Annotated in this window: 18 protein-coding genes and 3 pseudogenes; 10 read left to right on the forward strand and 11 right to left on the reverse strand. The window is 66.0% G+C overall.

The features are described 5' to 3' along the window. Positions 1-140: 140 nt before the first annotated feature. Complete coding sequence (locus tag IMX13_RS17815) at positions 141-1,043, reverse strand: LysR family transcriptional regulator (RefSeq protein ID WP_053519987.1); 903 nt, start codon at positions 1,041-1,043, stop codon at positions 141-143. A 109-nt stretch (positions 1,044-1,152) separates the two neighbouring features. On the opposite strand from IMX13_RS17815, the gene IMX13_RS17820 reads away from it, so the two are divergent. The 9 genes and pseudogenes from IMX13_RS17820 to IMX13_RS17860 form a co-directional block, all read left to right on the forward strand. Beyond that, the gene (locus IMX13_RS17820) at positions 1,153-2,274 is read left to right on the forward strand and encodes a 4-oxalomesaconate tautomerase (RefSeq protein ID WP_164152603.1); all 1,122 of its coding nucleotides are present in this window, start codon (positions 1,153-1,155) and stop codon (positions 2,272-2,274) included. Positions 2,275-2,351: 77 nt separating this feature from the next. Next, positions 2,352-3,407, forward strand: a complete 1,056-nt coding sequence (locus IMX13_RS17825) for an ABC transporter substrate-binding protein (protein ID WP_193396856.1) — start codon at positions 2,352-2,354, stop codon at positions 3,405-3,407. 13 nt (positions 3,408-3,420) lie between these two features. Then, positions 3,421-4,254 (forward strand): ABC transporter ATP-binding protein, encoded by an 834-nt coding sequence (locus tag IMX13_RS17830; protein ID WP_053519989.1) that lies wholly within the window; start codon positions 3,421-3,423, stop codon positions 4,252-4,254. Then, the gene (locus tag IMX13_RS17835) at positions 4,238-5,014 is read left to right on the forward strand and encodes an ABC transporter permease (RefSeq protein ID WP_053519990.1); all 777 of its coding nucleotides are present in this window, start codon (positions 4,238-4,240) and stop codon (positions 5,012-5,014) included. The genes IMX13_RS17830 and IMX13_RS17835 overlap by 17 nt, the downstream gene beginning before the upstream one ends. Before the next feature lie 113 nt (positions 5,015-5,127). Then, complete coding sequence (locus IMX13_RS17840; RefSeq protein ID WP_193396857.1) at positions 5,128-6,564, forward strand: porin; 1,437 nt, start codon at positions 5,128-5,130, stop codon at positions 6,562-6,564. A 121-nt stretch (positions 6,565-6,685) separates the two neighbouring features. After that, positions 6,686-6,910 (forward strand): AbrB/MazE/SpoVT family DNA-binding domain-containing protein, encoded by a 225-nt coding sequence (locus tag IMX13_RS17845; protein WP_053519992.1) that lies wholly within the window; start codon positions 6,686-6,688, stop codon positions 6,908-6,910. A 6-nt stretch (positions 6,911-6,916) separates the two neighbouring features. Further along, on the forward strand, positions 6,917-7,315 hold the full coding sequence (locus IMX13_RS17850; RefSeq protein ID WP_053519993.1) for a type II toxin-antitoxin system VapC family toxin: 399 nt from the start codon (positions 6,917-6,919) through the stop codon (positions 7,313-7,315). 51 nt (positions 7,316-7,366) lie between these two features. Continuing rightward, complete coding sequence (gene acnB, locus IMX13_RS17855) at positions 7,367-9,958, forward strand: bifunctional aconitate hydratase 2/2-methylisocitrate dehydratase (RefSeq protein WP_193396858.1); 2,592 nt, start codon at positions 7,367-7,369, stop codon at positions 9,956-9,958. Positions 9,959-10,178: 220 nt separating this feature from the next. Continuing rightward, positions 10,179-11,018 (forward strand): annotated as a pseudogene (locus IMX13_RS17860) (integrase arm-type DNA-binding domain-containing protein); the annotation flags it as partial. A gap of 3 nt (positions 11,019-11,021) precedes the next feature. On the opposite strand, the pseudogene IMX13_RS17865 reads toward IMX13_RS17860, so the two are convergent. The 6 genes and pseudogenes from IMX13_RS17865 to IMX13_RS17890 form a co-directional block, all read right to left on the reverse strand. Beyond that, positions 11,022-11,499, reverse strand: a pseudogene (locus tag IMX13_RS17865) (LysR family transcriptional regulator); the annotation flags it as partial. A gap of 23 nt (positions 11,500-11,522) precedes the next feature. Next, on the reverse strand, positions 11,523-13,007 hold the full coding sequence (locus tag IMX13_RS17870; RefSeq protein WP_193396859.1) for an efflux transporter outer membrane subunit: 1,485 nt from the start codon (positions 13,005-13,007) through the stop codon (positions 11,523-11,525). Positions 13,008-13,017: 10 nt separating this feature from the next. Beyond that, positions 13,018-13,893, reverse strand: a complete 876-nt coding sequence (locus IMX13_RS17875) for an HlyD family secretion protein (RefSeq protein ID WP_319637201.1) — start codon at positions 13,891-13,893, stop codon at positions 13,018-13,020. Positions 13,894-13,939: 46 nt separating this feature from the next. Next, positions 13,940-14,134: a DUF1656 domain-containing protein gene (locus IMX13_RS17880; RefSeq protein WP_193396861.1), complete on the reverse strand. Its 195-nt coding sequence runs from the start codon at positions 14,132-14,134 to the stop codon at positions 13,940-13,942. Beyond that, on the reverse strand, positions 14,124-16,259 hold the full coding sequence (locus tag IMX13_RS17885; RefSeq protein ID WP_319637202.1) for an FUSC family protein: 2,136 nt from the start codon (positions 16,257-16,259) through the stop codon (positions 14,124-14,126). The genes IMX13_RS17880 and IMX13_RS17885 overlap by 11 nt, the downstream gene beginning before the upstream one ends. A 116-nt stretch (positions 16,260-16,375) precedes the next feature. After that, positions 16,376-17,308, reverse strand: coding sequence for a LysR family transcriptional regulator (locus IMX13_RS17890; protein ID WP_193396862.1), 933 nt, complete (start codon positions 17,306-17,308; stop codon positions 16,376-16,378). A 125-nt stretch (positions 17,309-17,433) separates the two neighbouring features. On the opposite strand from IMX13_RS17890, the gene IMX13_RS17895 reads away from it, so the two are divergent. Beyond that, positions 17,434-18,330, forward strand: a complete 897-nt coding sequence (locus IMX13_RS17895; protein WP_193396863.1) for an oxidoreductase — start codon at positions 17,434-17,436, stop codon at positions 18,328-18,330. Between the two features lie 242 nt (positions 18,331-18,572). Here the strand turns inward: IMX13_RS17895 and IMX13_RS17900 are convergent, their stop codons facing one another. From IMX13_RS17900 to IMX13_RS17915, 4 genes and pseudogenes are all read right to left on the reverse strand, one after another. Then, positions 18,573-19,649, reverse strand: a complete 1,077-nt coding sequence (locus tag IMX13_RS17900; protein WP_180876045.1) for a chemotaxis response regulator protein-glutamate methylesterase — start codon at positions 19,647-19,649, stop codon at positions 18,573-18,575. Next, positions 19,646-20,242, reverse strand: a complete 597-nt coding sequence (gene cheD, locus IMX13_RS17905; protein WP_053519995.1) for a chemoreceptor glutamine deamidase CheD — start codon at positions 20,240-20,242, stop codon at positions 19,646-19,648. Before cheD ends, IMX13_RS17900 begins: the two co-directional genes overlap by 4 nt. Beyond that, positions 20,239-21,108 carry a CheR family methyltransferase gene (locus IMX13_RS17910; RefSeq protein ID WP_193396864.1) on the reverse strand — a complete coding sequence of 290 codons (870 nt, stop codon included), beginning with the start codon at positions 21,106-21,108 and terminating at the stop codon, positions 20,239-20,241. The genes cheD and IMX13_RS17910 overlap by 4 nt, the downstream gene beginning before the upstream one ends. Positions 21,109-21,142: 34 nt before the next feature. Further along, positions 21,143-21,477: pseudogene (locus IMX13_RS17915) on the reverse strand (chemotaxis protein); the annotation flags it as partial.

Consider the following 21,477-nt stretch of genomic DNA (forward strand, 5'->3'; position numbering starts at 1 on the left):
GTGGCCCGTGCATGGACGGACCTGCTTGCGTATGCCGGGGCTCTCCGCCACCGGATCCCCGCCAGTATGGCGGAGCCGGCGCGGCCGGGAACGTCCTCGGCGCAGGACGCAAGGTTACATGGCTGTATGTAGTGCCGATGTCACGGCTTGCCCCGCCACTGGCTCATCAGCATCTGCAGGAAGCGTTCGGCCGTGGGCGAGAGCAGGGCACCACGGCGGCGCACGATGCCGATGGTGCGCGAGACCACCGGATTGCCGATCGGCCGGGTCACCAGGATGGGATGGTCGCCGTCCGGGGTAGCCATCTTCGGCAGCACCGACACGCCGATCCCGGCCTCGACCATGCCCAGGGAGGTGGACAGGTGGGTCACTTCGTAATGCCAGCTCAGCTTCAGGTTCTCACGGGCGAGGGCGCCATCGAGCAGGGTCCGGTTGCCACTGGTGCGATGCACGGTGATCAGCTGGTGCTGGGCAAGATCGGCCCATTCCACGCGGCGCTTGCGGGCCAGCGGATGATCGCGGCGGCAGGCCAGCACGAACGGGTCCTCGGCCAGTACATCGAAATCCAGGTTGGGATCGTTGGCACCCATGAAATTGATGCCGAACTCCACTTCGCCGCGTTCCACTGCCTGCAACCCCTCGGTGGCGGGAATGTCGAGGATGCGGAAGCGGACGTGCGGATGCGCGTCGTGGAAGCGTGCCATGACACTGGGCAGGAAGTAGAACGCCGCGGTGGGCAGGCAGGCGATGGTGACCGTGGCGCCGCGCGTGTCGTCGTGCCCGCGCAGCGAGAACAGCGAACCATCGAATTCCTCCAGCATGCGCCGTACCAGCGGCAGCAGGTTCTCGCCGACCGCGGTGGTGCTGACGCTGCGGGTGGTGCGTTCGAGCAGCGGTGAGCCGACGGCCTGCTCCAGCTTCTGGATCCGGCGGCTGAGCGCGGGCTGCGAGACGTGCAGGGTTTCAGCGGCGCGATGGAAGCTGCGCGTCTCGGCGACGAGCAGGAACGCGCGCAGATCAAGGATTTCGCAATTGATGCTCATACGGTATCAATCATCCAAAAATCAGCAATTCACAGATCAATCTGGCTCATGCCAGTATCGAATCACAGAGGGGTCATTCATCCCCTATACGCATCAATCTAGCACACGTATGTCGAACGATCTGCTCAGTATCCCCTGCGTCCTCATGCGTGGCGGCACGTCCAAGGGGCCGTTCTTCCTGGCCTCGGACCTGCCGGCCGACGCCGGCCTGCGTGACCAGCTGCTGCTGGAGGTGATGGGCTCGGGCCATCCGCTGCAGATCGATGGCATCGGCGGTGGCAATGCGCTGACCAGCAAGGTGGCGATCGTCAGCCCCGCCAGCCGCGCCGATGCCGATGTCGACTATCTGTTCGCGCAGGTCCGGGTCGAGCAGCGGGTGGTGGATACCACCCCCAACTGCGGCAACATGCTGGCGGCGGTCGGTCCCTTCGCGATCGAACGCGGACTGGTTCCTGCGCGCCACCCGCGCACCGAAGTGCGCATCCACAACGTCAACACCGGCAAGCTGATCGTGGCCACGGTGGAAACCCCGAACGGCCAGGTGGCCTATCGGGGCGACACGCGTATCGCGGGCGCGCCTGGCGCTGCCGCGCCGGTCCGCCTGGCCTTCCTCGATGCGGCCGGTGCACGTACCGGCCGGCTGCTGCCCAGTGGGCGGCCGCAGGATATGATCGACGGCATCGCCGTCAGCCTGGTGGATTGCGCGATGCCGATGATGATGGTGCGCGCGGCCGATATGGGTGTCCGCGGTGACGCCTCGCCGGCGGAACTGAACGCGGATCATGCGCTGCTGGCGCGGTTGGAAGCGATGCGCATCGAGGCGGGTACGCGCATGGGCATCGCAGACGCGGGCAGCAAGGTGATTCCCAAGCCAGTGCTGCTTTCCGCACCGCAGCAGGGCGGCGACCTGCAGGTGCGCTACTTCATGCCCCACCAATGCCACACCGCGCTTGCCATCACCGGCGCGGTCGGTCTGGCCACCGCCGCAGTCACGCCCGGCACCCTGGCCAACACTTTCGTCGGATGCCTGCCGATGCCGGGCAGCATTACCCTCGAACATCCGAGCGGCCTGCTGGAAGTGGGCCTGAGCCGCAGCTCGGACGATGCGCCGGTCGTTGCCAGCGTGGTCCGTACCGCGCGCCGCCTGTTCGAAGGGCGCGTGTTCGCGACTTCGCCCGCCACTGCCGAAACCCATTCCACCGAAGCCCGCCAATGGACCTCAGCGGCATGACCTGAAACCGGTCGGGGCCGCGCAGATGCGCGTGGCCAGGCCACTACAACGCAGATGCTTCACTCCTGGGAGGGATGATGTACAAGCAGTTCTTCATGGCCGCGCTGTGCGCGGCGAGCCTGGCCGTGTCCGGTTGCGGCAAACACGATGCCAGCGGGGCCTCGGCGCCCGGCGGCGACAATGCGCCGGTGCGGATCAGCGTCGGTTCCTACAACCTCAACAACCTGCCGTTCTTCATCGCCGACGCCAAGGGCTACTTCAAGGACGTCGGCCTGCAGGTGAAGACCGAGAACTTCGCGCAGGGCGGCTCCAAGGTGCTGCAGGCCCTGGTCGCCAATTCGACCGACGTGGCGGTCGGCTTCTACGACCACACCATCCAGATGCAGGCCAAGCACAAGGACGTGGTCGGCTTCGTGCTGCTGTCGCGCAACTCGGGCCTGGTGATGGCCGGCCGCGAGGATGCCAGCTTCGATCCGGCGCGCCCGCAGACCATCAAGGGCCAGAAGATCGGCATTACCGCCCCGGGTTCGTCATCGGACTTCTTCGTGCGCCACTTCCTGGCCCAGCACGACATCCCGGTGGACAGCATCTCGCTGATCGGCGTGGGTTCTGGTGCGGCGGCGGTGGCGGCGCTCGAGCAGGGCAAGATCGACCTGCTGGTCAACTACGATCCGGCCGCGACCCTGATCACCGAGCGCAAGGTCGGCAGGATCATCATTGATGCGCGCAGCGACGAGGGGGCACGCCAGGTGTACGGCGGTCTCTATCCCACCTCGGTGATGTACGCCAACCGCAGCTTCCTGGAAGCACGTCCCGAAGCAGCCGAGAAGATCGCCCGCGCCGAGCAGATGGCATTGAAGTTCATCGCCGACAACAGTGCCGAGGACATCGTCGCTGCGCTGCCGGACAGCTACGTCTCCGGCGACCGCGCCACCTACGCGCGCGCCGTGGAGAACGCCCGCGCCATCTTCACCACCGATGGCCACTTCACGCCCGCGGACCTGGAAACGCCGTTGAAGGTGCTGCGCGAGTTCAACAAGGACGTGGCCAACGCGGACATCGACCTGTCCCGGACCTACACCAATGCCTTCGTCGAGCGCGCCAGCGCCGCGACGCAGGCAACCCAACCGTAAGCGGAGATAACCCATGGCCCTCAATGCCACCGTGCGCCAGTTCAATGGCGCACCGCAGCTGGAGCCCGCACAGACCATGGTCGCCATCAACAAGGTGACCATGTCCTTCGGTGACTTCACCGCCGTGCGCGACGTCGATATCCAGGTCGGTGATGGCGAGTTCCTCGCCATCGTCGGTCCCACCGGGTGCGGCAAGAGCACCATCCTCAATTCCGTGGCGGGCCTGCTCAAGCCCAGCGCCGGTGACGTGAGCATCGACGGACGCGCCGTCAATGGCGTGCAGGCGTCCGTCGGCTACCTGTTCCAGCAGGACGCGCTGCTGCCGTGGAAGACCGCCTTCCAGAACGTGGAACTGGGCCTGAAGTTCCGCGGCGTCGATGAAGCCGAGCGCCGGCAGAAGGTCACCACCTGGTTGGCCAAGGTCGGCCTGACCGGCTTCGAGCACCGCTATCCGCACCAGCTCTCCGGCGGCCAGCGCAAGCGCGTGCAGATGGCACAGGCACTGATCGTGGAGCCCAAGGTGATCCTGATGGACGAGCCGTTCTCGGCATTGGACATCCACACCCGCCATCTGATGCAGAACGAACTGCTGCGCCTGTGGCAGGAAGACCGTCGCTCGGTGATCCTGATCACCCACGACCTGGAAGAGGCCATCGCGCTGGGCGACCGCGTGGTGGTGCTGTCCTCGGGTCCGTCAAGCCGCGTGGTGCGCAGCTTCGATGTGGACCTGGAACGCCCCCGCAACGTTGCCGAGATCAAGCTCGACGAACGTTTTACCGACCTGTACCGCGACATCTGGGCCTGCCTGCGCGGCGAAGTGGAGAAGAGCTATGCACGCCAGGACTGACCGTTTCATCCAGATCGCACTGGTCATCGCCGTGTTCGGTGGCTGGGAGGGCGGCATCGCGCTGGGCTGGATCGACCCGTTCTTCTTCCCCGCGCCCACGGCCATCGCCCAGCAGGCGTGGAACTGGTTGTCGGATACCTCGTTCTACCAGCACGTGTACATCACCCTGACCGAAACCGCGCTGGGCTACCTCATCGGTACCGGGCTGGGCGTTGCAGGCGGTGTGTGGCTGGGCCTGAGCCGGCGCTCGGCGCGCATCCTCGATCCCTTCATCAAGGGCTTCAATGCCATCCCGCGCGTGGTGCTGGCGCCGATCTTCGTGCTGTGGCTGGGCCTGGGGCTGTGGTCGAAGGTGGCACTGGCGGTGACGCTGGTGTTCTTCACCACGTTCTTCAATGCCATGCAGGGCGTGCGCGAAGTGAACCCGGTGGTGCTGGCCAATGCCCGCATTCTCGGTGCCAGCCGCAGTGACCTGCTGCGTCACGTGTACTTCCCGGCGGCGGCGAGCTGGATCCTGTCCTCGCTGCGCACCTCGGTGGGCTTTGCCGTGGTCGGCGCGATCATCGGCGAATATCTGGGTGCCTCGGCGGGCCTGGGTTACCTGATCGCGCAGGCAGAAGGCAACTTCAATGCCGTGGGCGTGTTCGCCGGCATCATCATCCTGGCCGCCTTCGTGCTGGTCATCGATGCACTGCTCGACGTGGTCGAGAACAAGCTCATCACCTGGCGTCCAAACGCCCAGGCCCAGGCCACCAGCTGAGCCTTCCTGGCGCGCCGCTGGAATGATCCGGCGGCGCGCCCTTCCGTAATTCCCCCGCATCATCGCAACGGGCCAGCGCCAGGCCAGGGGGCCGGCTGGCTGGAGAGAACACCATGCATAGCCATCCCGTGCTGCCGCGCGCAGCGCTGACGGTCGCCCTTGGCCTGCTGCTGGCCAGCGGCCATGCCGGAGCACAGTCCGCCACGGCCCCGCCGGCCCCGCTGAGCCAGGCCGAACTTGCCGCGCTGGTGCAGCAGCAGGCGCAGCAGATCCAGCAACTGCAGTCGCGACTGGATGCGCTGGAAGGCGTCGGTACGACCGCCGGCAACGCGGCGGCTGCCCCTCCTGCGCCTGCCCTGGAAACCCGTGTTGCGGCGCTGGAAACCCAGCAGTCCAAGGCGCCGAAGGTGTCGTGGTCGAAGGGCGCGCCGGAATTCAGCAGCGCTGACGGCAACGTGATCTTCCGCCCGCGCGGTCGTCTGTTCGTGGACGGCTCCAGCACCGACGGCTCGTCCAGCAGCGACCGCAACATCTCCGGTACCGAGATCCGTTCGGTGCGCCTGGGCGCGGAGGGCCGCTACGGCACGCTCGGCTGGGTGGTTGAGGGCGACTTCGCTGACAACGAGGTGGCGTGGAAGTCGGTGTATGCCACTGTGGACCACAGGCTGTTCGGCCTGCCTGCCGACCTCACCGTGGGCAACCGCCTCAACGACCGCGGCATCGATGGCTCCAGCAGCACCTCCAACACGCCGTTCCCGGACCGCAACGTGGTGGGCACGCTGATGCTGCCGCAGCGGGGCCTGTTCGGCGTCGGCCTCACCGAGCGCGTGTACGGCAAGGGCTGGCACGCCAGCCTGTCGGTGGCCGGCAACGACCTCAACAATGCCGGCGACAACAACGACAGCCAGACCTGGGCCACCCGCGTCCACTGGAACCCGATCGACAGCAAGGCCGCGACCGTGCATCTGGGGGCGTGGGCGTTCCACGAAGAGATCGCCGCAGGCTCCTCGGGCGTGCTGCGCAGCTCCGCCATTGCCGGCCACTTCAACGACCTGGTCAAGATCACACCGGGCACGCTGGTCGGCACCGATCGCAGCACCGCCTACGGTGTGGAAGCGGCGGGCTTCTTTGGCCAGGGCTGGGCCACGGGCGAGTGGGGCACGCGCAACCTGCGCGGCGCCGATGCCAGTGGCCGTTACGACCTCGATCACCAGGCCTGGGCGGTTTCCGCCGGCTGGTTCCTTGGCGGGGCCAGCCCGGCGTACTCGGGCAAGACCGGCACCTGGGGCCGGGTCAAGGTGGCCGATCCGGTCACCCGTGGCGGGCGGGGCGCATGGGAGCTGCGTGCGCGCTACGAAGACGTGGACTACTCGGAACTGCCGACCGGCGGCACCGGACATGCGTGGACGGTGGGTGCCAACTGGTATCTCAACGACTACAGCCGGGTGATGCTCGACGTGATCCGCTGGCAGACCGACAACCCCACCGGTGCGGTGCGCGGCAAGGACGAGGGCACGACGGTCAATACCCGGCTGCAGGTTGCGTTCTGAGTGAAGGCATCAAGCTGAACGGACAATGCCGGCCACGTGCCGGCATTGGCGTAAGGGGGGGCGGCTGGCGGTATGACGCCTTGAGTATGTATAATTCGTACATACCGAAGAGGGCCTACCCATGGAAGCCACTGTCGCCGAACGCGGTCAGATCACCCTGCCCAAGGCTGTGCGTGACGCCCTGGGCCTGACCAAGGGCACCCAGCTCAAGGTCGAACTGGACGGCAGCCGCATCATTCTGCGCAAGAGTGTTGACGACGCGATTTCACGGGCGCGCGGCAAGTTCGCGCTGGACGGCTTTGATTCCGCCGACGCCGCCGTACGCGCGGTGCGCGACGAGGACTAAGCCGTGATGATCGCCGTCGATTCCCCTGTGCTGGTCGAACTGCTGAGCAATGGCCCGCAGGCCGACGCCGTCGAGGCCTGCCTGCGGCAGAGCCTGGTCGGCGGCAAGGTGGTGGTGTGCGGGGCGACCCTGGCCGAAGTCTGCGCCAGCCTGCGCGGCGGGGCCGAGGTGCTGGAAGCGCTGGAAGAGATGGGCGTCCACTTCAACGCGCTGGAAGCCAAATCGGCATTGCGCGCCGGCGAGATGCATCGCCGCCACCGCCAGCGTGGTACCCAGCGCCGCAGCCTGGACGACTTCATGGTGGGGGCCCATGCACTGCTGCAGTGCGACGGACTCATCACCTGGAACGACACGTTTTACCGCGACTACTTCAAGGGCCTGAAGCTGATCGTGCCGCACGCCTGAGCCCGTTGCATTCCTTTCACTGTTCCATAACCGCATTACCCGGGAGTTGTCATGTTGGAAGCCTATCGCCACCACGTAGCCGAGCGCGCCGCGCTTGGCATCCCGCCGCTGCCGCTGACCGCCCAGCAGACGGCAGACGTCATTGAACTGTTGAAGAACCCGCCGGCGGGCGAGGCCGAGTTCCTGCTCGACCTGCTGACCCACCGTGTGCCGGCCGGCGTGGACGACGCCGCCAAGGTCAAGGCCTCGTACCTGGCCGCGATCGCGCTGGGCAGCGAGCAGAACCCGCTGATCAGCCGCGAGCGCGCCACCGAGCTGCTGGGCACCATGCTGGGCGGTTACAACGTGGCCCCGCTGGTGCAGCTGCTGGACGACGCCAGCGTCGGCACCATCGCCGCCGACGGCCTGAAGAACACCCTGCTGGTGTTCGATGCGTTCCACGACGTGCAGGACAAGGCCAAGGCCGGCAATGCCAATGCCCAGGCCGTGCTGCAGAGCTGGGCCGACGCCGAGTGGTTCACCAGCAAGCCGGAAGTGCCGCAGAGCCTGACCATCACCGTGTTCAAGGTGCCGGGCGAAACCAACACCGACGACCTGTCGCCGGCGCCGGACGCCACCACCCGTCCTGACATTCCGATGCACGCCCTGGCGATGCTGAAGAACAAGCGCGATGACGCGCCGTTCACTCCGGAAGAAGACGGCAAGCGCGGTCCGATCCAGCAGATCCTGTCGCTGAAGGACAAGGGTCACCTGGTGGCCTACGTCGGCGACGTGGTCGGCACCGGCTCTTCGCGCAAGTCGGCGACCAACAGCGTGCTGTGGTGGACCGGCGACGACATCCCCTACATCCCCAACAAGCGCGCCGGTGGCGTGTGCCTGGGCGGCAAGATTGCCCCGATCTTCTACAACACCATGGAAGATGCCGGCGCGCTGCCGATCGAGCTGGATGTCTCGAAGATGGAGCACGGCGACGTTGTCGAGCTGCGTCCGTATGACGGCAAGGCACTGAAGAACGGCGAAGTGATCGCCGAGTTCGAAGTGAAGTCCGAAGTGCTGTTCGACGAAGTGCGTGCCGGCGGCCGCATTCCGCTGATCGTTGGCCGTGGCCTGACCGGCAAGGCGCGCGAAGCGCTGGGCCTGGCCCCGACCACCCTGTTCCGCCTGCCGGTGCAGCCGGCCGACACCGGCAAGGGCTTCTCGCTGGCGCAGAAGATGGTCGGCCGCGCCTGCGGTCTGCCGGAAGGCCAGGGCATGCGCCCGGGTACCTACTGCGAACCGAAGATGACCTCGGTGGGCTCGCAGGACACCACCGGCCCGATGACCCGCGACGAGCTGAAGGACCTGGCCTGCCTGGGCTTCTCGGCCGACCTGGTCATGCAGTCGTTCTGCCACACCGCCGCGTACCCGAAGCCGGTGGACGTGAAGACCCACCACACGCTGCCGGAGTTCATCTCCACCCGCGGTGGCATCTCGCTGCGTCCGGGCGACGGCGTGATCCACAGCTGGCTCAACCGCATGCTGCTGCCCGACACCGTCGGCACCGGCGGCGACTCGCACACCCGTTTCCCAGTGGGCATTTCGTTCCCGGCCGGCTCGGGCCTGGTGGCCTTCGCCGCCGCCACCGGCGTGATGCCGCTGGACATGCCGGAATCGGTGCTGGTGCGCTTCAAGGGCCAGATGCAGCCGGGCGTGACCCTGCGTGACCTGGTCAACGCGATTCCGCTGTACGCGATCAAGTCGGGCCTGCTGACGGTTGCCAAGGCTGGCAAGAAGAACATCTTCTCCGGCCGCATCCTGGAAATCGAAGGCCTGCCGGAGCTGAAGGTCGAGCAGGCATTCGAGCTCTCCGACGCCTCGGCCGAGCGTTCGGCCGCCGGTTGCTCGGTGCGCCTGAACAAGGAACCGATCATCGAGTACCTGACCAGCAACATCACCCTGCTGAAGTGGATGATTGCCGAGGGTTACCAGGATCCGCGTTCGCTGCAGCGTCGCATCGAGAAGATGGAAGCCTGGCTGGCCAACCCGCAGCTGCTGGAGCCGGACGCGGACGCCGAGTACGCTGCCGTCATCGAGATCGACCTGGCCGACATCCACGAGCCGATCGTGGCCTGCCCGAACGATCCGGACGACGTGAAGACCCTGTCCGAAGTGGCCGGCGCCAAGATCGACGAAGTGTTCATCGGTTCGTGCATGACCAACATCGGCCACTTCCGTGCGGCCGCCAAGCTGCTGGAAGGCAAGCGCGACCTGCCGACCCGTCTGTGGGTGGCCCCGCCGACCAAGATGGATGCTTCGGAGCTGACCAAGGAAGGCGTGTACGGGACCTTCGGTGCGACCGGCGCGCGCATGGAAATGCCGGGCTGCTCGCTGTGCATGGGCAACCAGGCCCAGATCCGCGAAGGCTCCACCGCGATGTCGACCTCGACCCGCAACTTCCCGAACCGTCTGGGCCGCAACACCAACGTGTACCTGGGTTCGGCCGAGCTGGCCGCGATCTGCTCGCGTCTGGGCCGCATCCCGACCAAGGAAGAGTACATGGCCGACGTCGGCGTGATCGCCGCCAGCGGCAGCGAGATCTACCGCTACATGAACTTCGACCAGATCGAGGAGTACCAGGACGTGGCCAATACGGTCGCCGCCTGATGCGTTGAAACGAAAACCCCCGGCGAAAGCCGGGGGTTTTTTCATTTCACCATGACTCCAGTGCCGAATTTGATTGGTACGCGCCTAGACCCGATACAGCAGGTCTATCAATAAGTCAGGCGCATTCAACATATGCCGGTGCTTTCCGAAACCTGACCCGACTTCTCCGCCGCAGGCTCCTATGAGGCTCCCGGGAATCGGGTTGTTCCGAGGAGTCATCATGGCAAAACTCAAGCTCACCAAGTCCGCAGTCGATGCGGCACACCCCCAAGCGAAGGCTGTCGAACTGCGGGATACGCTGGTACCCGGCTTCTTGTGCAAGATTACCCCAGCGGGCCGCAAGGTATTCATGCTCCAGTACCGCACCAACGCGGGCGAGCGCCGCAAGCCCGCCTTGGGCCAGTATGGGGAATTGACGGTCGAACAGGCACGCTCGCTGGCGCAGGAATGGCTGGCCCAGGTGCGCCGGGGCGGCGACCCGGCTGCAGACAAGGCCACAGCGCGTAAGGCTCCCACGGTCAAGGTGTTGTGCGGCAAGTTCATGGAGGACTACTCCAAGCAGCGCAACAAGCCCAGCACGCAGGAAGGCTACCAGAGCGTCATCGACCGCAACATCATCCCGATGCTGGGCCGCATGAAGGTTCAGGACGTGAAGCGCCCGGACGTGGCGGCGATGATGAAGAAGATGGCCCACAAGCCCGCCGACGCGAACCGGACATTCAGCGTCATGCGCCGCATGTTCAATCTGGCCGAGGTGTGGGGCTATGGTCCCGACGGCACCAACCCTTGCCGCCACGTTCCGATGTTCCCCAACGGCAAGGCTACCCACCTCATCAGCGACCAGGACGTGGGAAAGCTGTTCCGCCATCTCAACAAGATCGAAGCCGAGGAGCTGGAGAACCACGTCATTCCACTGGCGATTCGCCTGCAATTCGAGTTCGCTGGACGCCTTTCCGAAATCGTCACGCTCCAATGGGATCGGGTGGATCTGGAGAACCGGCGCGTGGTGTGGCCTGACAGTAAGACCGGCGGCACGTCCAAGCCCATGAGCGAGGAAGCCTGCCGGTTTTGCCAGCAGGCCGTCCCCCACGTCGTCCAACTGCGCGAATCCTGCATCGTAAAGGTCTGCTCGCAGCCCTTCGCTCTGCTGCGATAGCGGAATCTCGGCCAGATTAATCCCGACTTCGGGATCATCGTCCCGGCACTTCGCCAGAAAGGCGCTCAGGCGCGGCGGCGTGATGCCGTCGGACAGGGCAATGCGCAGTTGGCCGCCATAACCGGCAGCGACCGCCTTGGCCCCTTCACGGGCTTGCTGCGAGGCGGTGAAGATGCGCGGCACATGCTCCTTGAAAACCTGTCCGGCATGCGACAAGTGCGTGCTGCGGGAGTTACGGATGAACCATCGCACGCCCAATTCTTCTTCCAGATCCTTGATGGCCCTAGAAAGCGGCGATTGCTCGATGTGCAGCCTCTCGGGCTGCACGGGCGAAATGGAGCTCCTCGGCCACAGCCAGGAAGCAGCGAAGATGACGTAGCTCCATTCAATAACTCCTGCCTCAGAGCGTCATTGCGTTGCCGCTGTTCGTGCGGCGGGGCCTTGGTCGGGATGAGAGAGCAATGCCCTGTTAGTCCCTCCCGCGCCCAGCGCCTTGTACAAGGCAATGCCGCCTTGCAACTGCGCCAGTTGGCTGAGGGCGAGCGCATCGCGTGCCTGGTTCAGGCTGCGCTGCGCCACCAGCACCGGCAAGTAGGCGCTCAATCCCCGCGCGTAGAGTTGGGTGGTCTGCTCCAAAGCTTGTTGGCTGTCGACCACTGCTTTCTGTAATGCGGCTTGCCGCTGGCGTTCGCTGGTCCATGTCGTCAAGGCATCTTCGACATCGCGCAGCGCCGATCGCACGTCCCGTTCGTAGACACGCCGTACGGCGTCGGCGTTGGCCTGCGCCGCTGTAACGCCGGCTTTGGTGCGGCCTGCGTCGTAAAGCGGCTGGCTTCCCTGTATCGCCGCCGACCACGCCAGGCTGGCGCCGGAGAACAGATCATGGATGACGCTGGCTGTCGTGCCTATTCCCAGAGGAATGCGGAATGTGGGAAAGCGTGCGGCCTCGGCTACGCCGATCCGCGCGGTGGCGGCGGCCAGGCGTCGTTCGTCCGCACGCAGGTCGGGGCGTTGGCGAATAACTTCCGAAGGCAGTGACAGCGGCAAGTCGGCCGGCATGGGCAATGCCGGTGCGGACGTGGCGAGGTCGGCATGCCAATCCCCGGGAAAGCCGCCCGCAAGCACGCCGATGGCATGGCTGAAACGGGAGATGTCCGCTTCCAGTAGAAGCGGTTGCGCCTCGGCCGTTTCGCGCTCAGCGCGGGCCTGAGTGACGTCGGCCAGCGTGCCCAAGCCGCCGCGGTGTGCCTGTTCGGCCAGGCGTTCGGCTTCGGCCAGCGTACGGATATTGTCTTGCGCAATGGCCAGACGCAGTTGCGCGGCGCGCAGCCCGGCGTAGTCGGATACCAATTCGGCCACGAGACTCACTTGCAGCGCGCGATGGTCTTCGGCGAGCGCCTGGATGCCGGCGTCAGCGGCTTCGACCGCGCGGCGCGTGCCGCCGAACAAGTCCAGTTCCCAACTGGCATCGAATCCCAGGTGCCAGGTTCGTGCCCGCCCGCCGGGCTGCGCGCTGAGTGCCTTGCTACTGCGCACCGCCTCGCCGGCGGCGCCGACCGAGACGTCGGGCATGGCGGCTGATGCGATCTGCACGCGTTCGGCGCGTGCCTGGCGCAGGCGTGCCAAGGCAATATCTAGGTCCTGGTTATATGTCAGTGTCTGATCGACCAGGCGGTCGAGCAACGGGTCCTGGAAGGCGCGCCACCAGGTGCGCAGGCCATCGTGGTCGCCATCGGACATGGCGGCGTTGGCCTCGATCCAGTGCGCGGGCACATCCAGTGTCGGCGTGCGGTAGTCCGGGCCCACGGTGGTGCAGCCGGCCAGGACGGCCAGCAGTGAGGCCAGCATTGCCTGCCGAAGGCGCGGCGGTGTGCAGGGGACGGGTGCATGCATGGCTTTGTCCTCACATCCAGCGGTGTAGCAGCGAAATCAGGCGGCTCTGCGGCACCGGCGTGCCTGCCGAAGGCGTGACCTCGATGCTGCCGGTCATGCCGGCGGCCAGCACGACCTCGTCCGGAACATGATCGAACTCGACGCGCACGGGAATGCGCTGCGCCAGCCGGACCCAACTGAAGCTGGGCTCCACGCTCGGCAGGCCCTGTGCGTCGGCCTGCTGGTTGCTATCGGTGATGCCGCGCCCGATGCTGGCCACCCGTCCTGGTAACACTTGGTCGAAGCCCATCAGGCGGATTTGCGCTGCTGCGCCGGGCTTGATGCCGCGCAGTTTGGTCTCCTCGAAATAGCCGGTAATCCAAAAGCTATGGGCGTCGATCAGGGCCAGGTTCGGCTGGCCCGCCACGGCGTAGTCGCCCTTGTTCAAGCGTAGGCGCGTGACGTAGCCATCTGTTGGCGCACGCAGTTCGGTGCGCGCCAGATCCAGCTTCGCCCTGTCCACGGTGACCCGCGCGCCGCGCAGTTCGGCCTGGGCGATGGCCACGGCCTGATTCGCTCGCTGGATGTCCTCAGCGGGCACCAAGCTTTCCATACCCCGGCGGCGCCGCGCCTCCTCACTCTTCTGGCGCAAGGACACCTCGGCCGCCGCCAGCTGCACCTCGGCCTGGGCCAGTGCCAGCGCGAAGCTGGCATTGTCGATGCGATAGAGCACCTCGCCGCGTTTGACGTACTGGTCGTCCGCGACCGAGACCTCGGCGACGGTGCCTGACACCTCGGGGGCGATGCGCACGATCTGCGCGCTGACACGGCCATCGCGGGTCCAGGGGGCGACGACGTAGGCGCGCCACAGCGCACTGACCAGAAAGCCGGCGGCAACCACCACCACGAGGGTGAGTCCTGCCCGCAGCAAGTGCTGGGCGGAAATTGAGCGTTCAGACATAAAGCACCAACAGGGAAACAAGGCAAAGGGAAATCGCGAACTCGAACAGGCCCGGATGCCAGATCCAGCGCAGCACGCCGCTGCGTGCTAACACGAAGCGAAGGCCCAGATAGATCGGCAGCGCCAAGCAGGCGTAGGCAAAGAACGGCGGCAGGTAGATGCCGGCGAACGAGAACTCACTGAGCATGGGCGTGGCCTCCAGAGTGGTATGGAACGCCGTTCGCATGACGCTCCAGCAGCGCGGCGATGTCGAACAACACGGCCGTCACGCGCCTCATTTCATCCATCGCAGCGTTGGATCGCACCGGCAAACGCGCCAGCGACGTCGCCGCACGGCGGGCATGACGAGCGGCGCTCACGGGATCACCGGCCCGTTGACGCATGTAGCGCAGCGAGCGCTCCACCACACGCGGCCATTCGGCGTCTGGAGAGGCGTGGCGCAGCCAGCGGCGAAGGCGTAGCACCTCTCGGCCCAGATGCAGACTGGTCAGTGCCTGGGCAATGGCACGATCCATCGCCTGCGGCTGCGCTTTGAGCAAGGCGCCGAGTTGCGTGATGCGGTGCTGCTGACGCCATTGCCAAGCCGGCGCATCCGTCGGCTCTGCCCGCAAGGTGTCAAGCGCCGAGTCCCGGATTCGCTGGCGCAAGCGTGTTAGGTCACGCGCCCCGTTGCGGGGCAGCACGATCCTGAAGCCGAGCAGCGTGAAACACGTCGCCAGGATCCAGGCCACGGCCCCGTTGAGGAACAGCGCAAAGTCGTAATGCATCGGGTTATCCGCCGCCGCCAGTGTCGTGAACGCCACCAGATAAGCCACGCCGGCCAAGGCATAGCGTGGTATCGTGGTGGCAAACACGCCGGGCAGCCAGAACAGGCTCAAGGTCACCAGCAGCAGCGGCAAGCCCGAGACATGCGGCAGCACGATGAAGGTGCACAGGAAAGCCATCACCACGGCGGTCACCGTGCCCTTGATGAATTCGACCGCACCCAGCGCGGGATTGGGCGCGGTGGACAGCAGCGCGCAGGCCGCCGCCAACCCCGCCAGCATCATGTTGCCTTCCGTCCAGCCGGTGGCGATCCAGAAGGCACCGCCCATCAGCACGGTCAACAGGGCGCGCACGCCGTTCTGAAGGGCTGCGGAGGTATCGCGGTGGAACGGCACGGACACGCGAGCCGGCGTCGGCCTGGGGTGGTGGAACCGTTCGATGCCTTCGAGCGCTTGCAGGTAATCGTCGAGCTGCTCGATCAAGCGGTCGCCCGCGATCATCAGCGTGGCTTGCTCGGAGGCGTCGTCGAGCGAGGTGACCGTGAGCGTGTCCACCAGCCGGGTGCGCAGATCGGTCAGAAGCTGGATGGCATGTGCTCTTTTGGCCGGGCCGGATTCCTGCCCCAGCGACTGGCCCACCTCCCGCCATACCTTTTCCCAGTCCGGTTGCAACCCGCTCAGTACGGCGAGACTGGCGCTGTGTCCGTGCAGGGGCGGCGCACCGCCCACCAACGCGGAAAACAGCGAGACCATGGTGTGCCGCACCGTGCCGGCACGATGGGCCAGGTCGGCGGATTCGGCCTTGCCCAGCGCCAGCAGATCATCCACGCCGTAGACCTCGGTGATGAGGGCGCGCCGTCCGGCATCGAGCGGCTTTGTATCGAGTCCGCCGCTTCCTTGAATGGCTTGGTGATGCGTCGCAAGCATGCCCGCCGTGGCGGCCGCAAGGCGGTCGAGCAGCGAGGCCAGGCGGCTGTGCACGCTGCGGCTGCTGAAAAGGGCCGAGACCAGCGCCAGGCAGACCACGCCGACCATCACGGATGCCCCGCGTCCCATTACTTGGTCGAAGGTGCGTTCGGGATGCTGCATGGCGCCGTAGGCCGCCAGGCCCACGGTATAGCCTGCCAGCGTGGCACCATAGGCCCGGAAATGACGCAGCAGGGTCATGCCCACCACGCACATCCCCAGCCACAGGCCGAAACCGAGCAGGAACAGCCAGGGCATTTGGCCAAAGACGCTCATCAGCACGAAGGCCGCCAACATGCCGACCAATGTGCCCAGCACCCGCCACACGCCCTTGCCGATCACGCCGCCCTGGACGGGGTTGATGACCAGCAGCACGCTGGACGCCGCCGCATAGGGCGCGTGCAGTTCCAGTAGATAGGCCGCCACCAAGGCCAAGCAGGCGGCCAGGATCGACCGCATCACATAGGTCGCGCGTGGGGTGCTCAGGTCGAGATAAGGCAGGCCACGCGCCAACCGCTCCCGCAACCGGGAGAGGCGTAAGGAGACGCCTGAATTCGCGTCAGGCACTTTCGCCAAATGCACGATGCAACCCTTCTCAAGTGATCAATACGCATCACTGTAGGCAGGGTCGATCATTACGAAAAGTGAATTTATTGCACTCGCATGATTGCGCGATACGCATGCATTTGCGCGAGCTGTTATGGCTTGGCGCGCTTGGCCGCTTGCGCCTGGCTCTCGTTGCAGAGCGTATGGATGGTCTGCCGCAGCCATTGATGGGCCGGGTCGCCGTCCAGGCGCGGGTGCCAGGCCTGGGTCAACAGCACCGTTTCCAGCGGTGTCGGCAAGTCGAACACGCGAATGCGCAGGCCTGCGGACAGCGCAGTACTGGCCAGATGCCGGGGCAACGGCAACAGCAGATCCGAATCCTGCAATGCGAACAGCGCCGTGTACGGATTGGGCAGCACCAGGGCGACGTGTCGGCGCAGCCCCTGCGCCTCCAGCGCGGCATCGACCGGCCCGGCGGCTTTGCCGCGCCGCGACACATTGATGTGCTCCCAGCGCGTGAGGCGCTCGGGTGTGATTTCTTCGTCGAAGACGGGATGGTTGATGCGCGCGACGCCCACGAACGTGGTGGTGAAAAGGGACTGCACGCGAATCTCAGGCCCCAGCTTGCGCGAGGCGCTGATGAACAGGTCGATGCGGCCGCTGCGCAGCGCCTCTTCGTCCACGTCGTCTTCCTCCGGCGAAAAGCGCAGCATCGCCCGCGGCATCTCCCGCGCCATCGCATCCAGGAGATGGCCCAGATGGATGCTCACGAACTCGTCGGTGGCGCGGATGTTGAAACGCCGATCCAGCGATTTCAGGTCGATCTCGGCATTGGCGGCGAACACCTGTGAGGCCTGTTCGACCGCCAGCCGCACCTGCTCGCGCAATGCCAGCGCCCTAGGCGTGGGTATGAGCTTGCGTCCGACCTGGACGAACACCGGATCGCCCAGCGCCTCCCGGATGCGGCTCAATGTGCGGCTCATTGCTGGCGCGCTCAGATGCATGCGGCGCGCGGCACCGATGACGCTGCCCTCGTCGAGCAGTGCATCCAGCGCCAGCAGGAGATTGAGGTCGGGACGCGACATGGCTGGTTCTCTAACGGTTTACCTTGACGCAATCATATATTCTTCTGGATAGCCCAAGAAGCACTCATTGGAAAGCGATCTTTCGCCCCACCAAGAAGAGATAACCGTCTAGGGAATCCACTTTCATGAACACTGAAATCAACATGGCCGTCGCAGTTGTGGGCCCCGGTGCGATCGGCACCACGATCGCGGCGATGCTGCATGAGGTTGGCCGTACGCCCTTGCTGTGTGGACGGACGCCCCGCGATCACCTGACGCTGCAGGAGGATGGCCGCTCCATGACCGTCCCCGGCCTGGTTCGGACGAGCCCAAAGCAGATCACTCGCACGGCTGATCTTGTGTTTCTGGCAGTCAAGGCCACGCAGATCGAGGCGGCGGCAGGCTGGCTGACCGCGCTTGTCGGGCAGCAAACCGTCGTGTGCGTTTTGCAGAACGGGATCGAACAGGTTGACAAAGTTCGCTCGCAAGCGTCACCCGGACACATCGTTCCCGCTGTCGTGTGGTTTCCTGCGCAGGCGCAATCCGATGGCTCGGTCCGCCTGCGCGGCGAGGCGCGCCTGACTCTGCCAGACACGGCTGCCGCGCGTGTCGTGGCCCAGGCACTGCAAGGCACGCGGTGCGCCGTGGACTTGGCCGAAAACTTCAGTACCCTGGCCTGGCGCAAGCTGTTGCAAAACGCAGTGGCGGGCCTCATGGCACTCACGCACCGTCGCTCGGGTATGTTCGTCCGCGCTGACATCGCCGGGCTGGCGCTGGCCTATTTGCGCGAATGCCTGGCCGTGGCAAACGCAGAGGGCATTGAACTCGGTGTGGAAGTGCCGCAAGAGATCCTCGGCAAATTCCAGTCGGCCCCTGCGGACATGGGCACCTCCATCCTCACGGATCGGGAAGCAGGCCGGCCGCTGGAATGGGATATCCGCAATGGCATCATCGCGCGTCTCGGCCGGGTTCATGGCGTTCCGACGCCGATCAGCGACATCCTGGTGCCGCTGCTCGCGGCTGCGAGCGACGGCCCAGGCTAAGGTGCATTGGGGCTTGCCCCGCCCCTCCGGACAGATCAGGTGTGACTTGGCGCTCCGCAATACTTCTGGGCTTGCCAGCGCGAAGCGCCTATGCAGCACCTGGCTCGAAAATCGGCAACGGCAAACAGTGGTCAGAATCAGACCTAACCATTTGACCTGAAATATCTTTCACGCCGCTGCATAGCGTCGCAAAGAACTTGACAGCGGACATTGTTCATGTGGTGCGGAGCGTGCGTTCGTCGCTACTGCCCGCGGGCGAGGGCGAGCAGGCGCTCGGCTATCCGTTCCAGCGGCACCTGTTCCTCGGCCGCGCCGAGCTTGAACGCGGCGCCGGGCATGCCCCAGACCACACTGGTGGCTTCATCCTGCACCAGCGTCGGAGCGCCTGCCTGGCGCATTTCCAGCAGGCCGCGCGCGCCGTCATCGCCCATGCCGGTGAGAATGGCGCCGATGGCATTGCCCCCGGCACTCTGGGCCACCGAACGGAACAGCACATCGACCGCAGGCTTGTGCCGGTTCACGGCTGGGCCGTCATCGACGCGGCAACGCCAGCGCGCACCATCGCGGATGATCCGCAGGTGCCTGCCGCCCGGCGGCAGATAGGCATGGCCGGGCAGCACGGCTTCGCCGTCGCTGGCCTCGCGCACGGCCATGGCCGAATGCCGGTCCAGGCGTTCGGCGAAGGCGCTGCTGAAGCTGGCCGGCAGGTGCTGGGTCATCACCACCGCCGGTGCATCGGCGGGCAGGCCTTCCAGCACCACGCGCAGGGCTTCGGTGCCACCGGCTGACGAACCGATCGCGATCAGGCGGTCGGTGGTGCGGAACTGTGGTGCCACCGGGCGCGATGCCGGTGCCGCATCCAGGGTGAGTTTCGGTGCCGCAGCCCGCAGCAGCGGCCGCACCCGCGAGCGTGCGGCCATCTTCACCTTGCCGATGATTTCTTCGGCATAGCCCTGCAGTCCGCGCGCCACATCGAGCTTCGGCTTGGAAACGAAATCCACGGCACCCAGTGCCAGCGCCTGCAGGGTCGTGTCGGCCCCGCGCTCGGTCAGCGAAGAGATCATCACCACCGGCAAGGGATGCAGGCGCATCAGGTTTTCCAGGAAGGCCAGCCCGTCCATGCGCGGCATCTCCACGTCCAGGGTGATCACGTCCGGAGCGAGGCGCTTGATCTTCTCGCGTGCCAGCAGCGGATCGGCGGCGGTGCCGACCACGTCGATGGCCGGATCGCTGGAGAGGATTTCGGTCAGCATCTGCCGCACGACGGCGGAGTCGTCCACGATCAGGACCCGGCAGGGGGCGTTGCCGGTCGGGGTCATTCGAACAGCTCCACGCCACCGGTGACCGGGGCCCTGGACAGACGGGCACGCACTGCCGATTCGGTGGCGGCCACTTCCGCTTCGTGGGCATGTGGCAGGCGCTGCACGACCACGCGGCCGGTATCGGCAAAGAACCAGATCTTGCGTGGATGGATGCCGCACAGATCTTCGGCGATGATCGGAATGTGCTCGGCCTGCAGGTACTGGCGCACGAACTCGGCGTTGCGGGTTCCTACTGGATTGCTGGTGAAACCCTTGAGCACGTTGGCGCCGCCGAACACCTTGGCTTCCAGGCGCTTGCGGTGCGCGCCGCGCTTGAGCATGTCGTTGATGAGAAGCTCCATCGCATAGCTGCCGTAGCGTGCAGGCGCGCCGTCACCGGCATTGCCTTCCGGCAGCAGGAAATGGTTCATGCCGCCTATCTTCAGCACCGGATCGCGCAGGCAGGCAGCCACGCAGGAGCCCAGCGTGGTGGTCAGCGCAGTGGTGTCGTCGACCACCAGGTACTGGGTCGGCAACAGCTTGGCGGCGAGGGTCTGGAAGCGCGCGTCCTGGTAGCGCATCACCTCGTCGGTGCGCAGCGAGGCGTTCATGCCCCGGCCCCCTGCGCGCGGCGGTACAGGGTGCGGCCACAGGGCTGAATCAGATCGGCCGCGTGCAGGTAGTTCTCCGAGTGGCCGGTGTAGAGCAGCCCGTCATCGGTGAGATGCTGCACCAGCCGGCCAAGGATGGCGCGTTGGGTCGGCTTGTCGAAATAGATCATCACGTTGCGGCAGAACAGCGCATCGAACGGGCCGCCAACGTCGTAGCGCGGGGCAAGAAGATTCAGCGGGCGGAACTCGATCAGTTCGCGCAGTGCGGGCAGCACCCGGCACTGGCCCTCGTTGGGGCCACTGCCACGCTGGAAATACCGTCGGCGGAGCTCCGGATCGAGGCTGGCGACGCGGTCGATGGCGTACACGCCACGGCCTGCGGTGGCCAGGACCTGTGTGTCGACATCGGTGGCGATGATGCGGACCGGCGGCTTCAGGCTGCCGAACGCCTCGCAAGCGGTGATCGCCATGGAGTAGGCTTCCTCGCCGGTGGACGCGGCGCAGGACCACAGCAGCAGCGGGGCGTGGCCGGAGCGCTGCCGCAGTTCCTCGCGCAGCTTGTCGAAATGGTGGGGCTCACGGAAAAAGGAGGTGAGGTTGGTGGTCAGGGCGTTGGTGAACGCCTGCCATTCGTCACCGCCCTCCTGTTCCAGATGGTCGAGGTACTGCTGGAAGCTGCGCATGCCGAGTGTGCGCAGGCGACGCGACAGGCGGCCATAGACCATGTCGCGCTTGGCGGGCGCGAGGGCGATGCCCACCCGCTGGTAGATCAGGTCGCAGACACGGCGGAAATCGCGGTCGGCGAACTCGAACTCGCGCGGACCGGTGACGATGGGGCTGGGACTATGCACGGGGGACGTGTCCATCGGCGTGGGCGGTGGCCGCAGCCACCGCGGGTTCTCAGAATTCCTGCCAGTCGCTGGCGACGACGGGGGGAGTGTGGGCGCGGCGGACCGGCGCGGCCGGCGCATGCGCGCGTGCCGTGTTGGCGGTCACCGTTGGTTCCACCCGTGCGGCCACCGCCTTCACTGCGGCGGCCACTTGGTTGTCGAGGCGGAAGATCGCCACGGCATCGGCCAGCTGCGCGGCCTGCTCCTCCATCGCCCGTGCAGCGGCGGTGGCTTCCTCCACCAGCGCGGCGTTCTGCTGGGTGGTCTCGTCCATCTGCACCACGGTCTGGTTGACCTGCTCGATGCCGGCGCTCTGTTCCTGCGAGGCCGCGGAAATCTCGGCCA

Origin of the sequence: Stenotrophomonas sp. B2, assembly GCF_014947095.1 — a bacterium.
GTDB classification, from domain to species: domain Bacteria; phylum Pseudomonadota; class Gammaproteobacteria; order Xanthomonadales; family Xanthomonadaceae; genus Stenotrophomonas; species Stenotrophomonas maltophilia_P.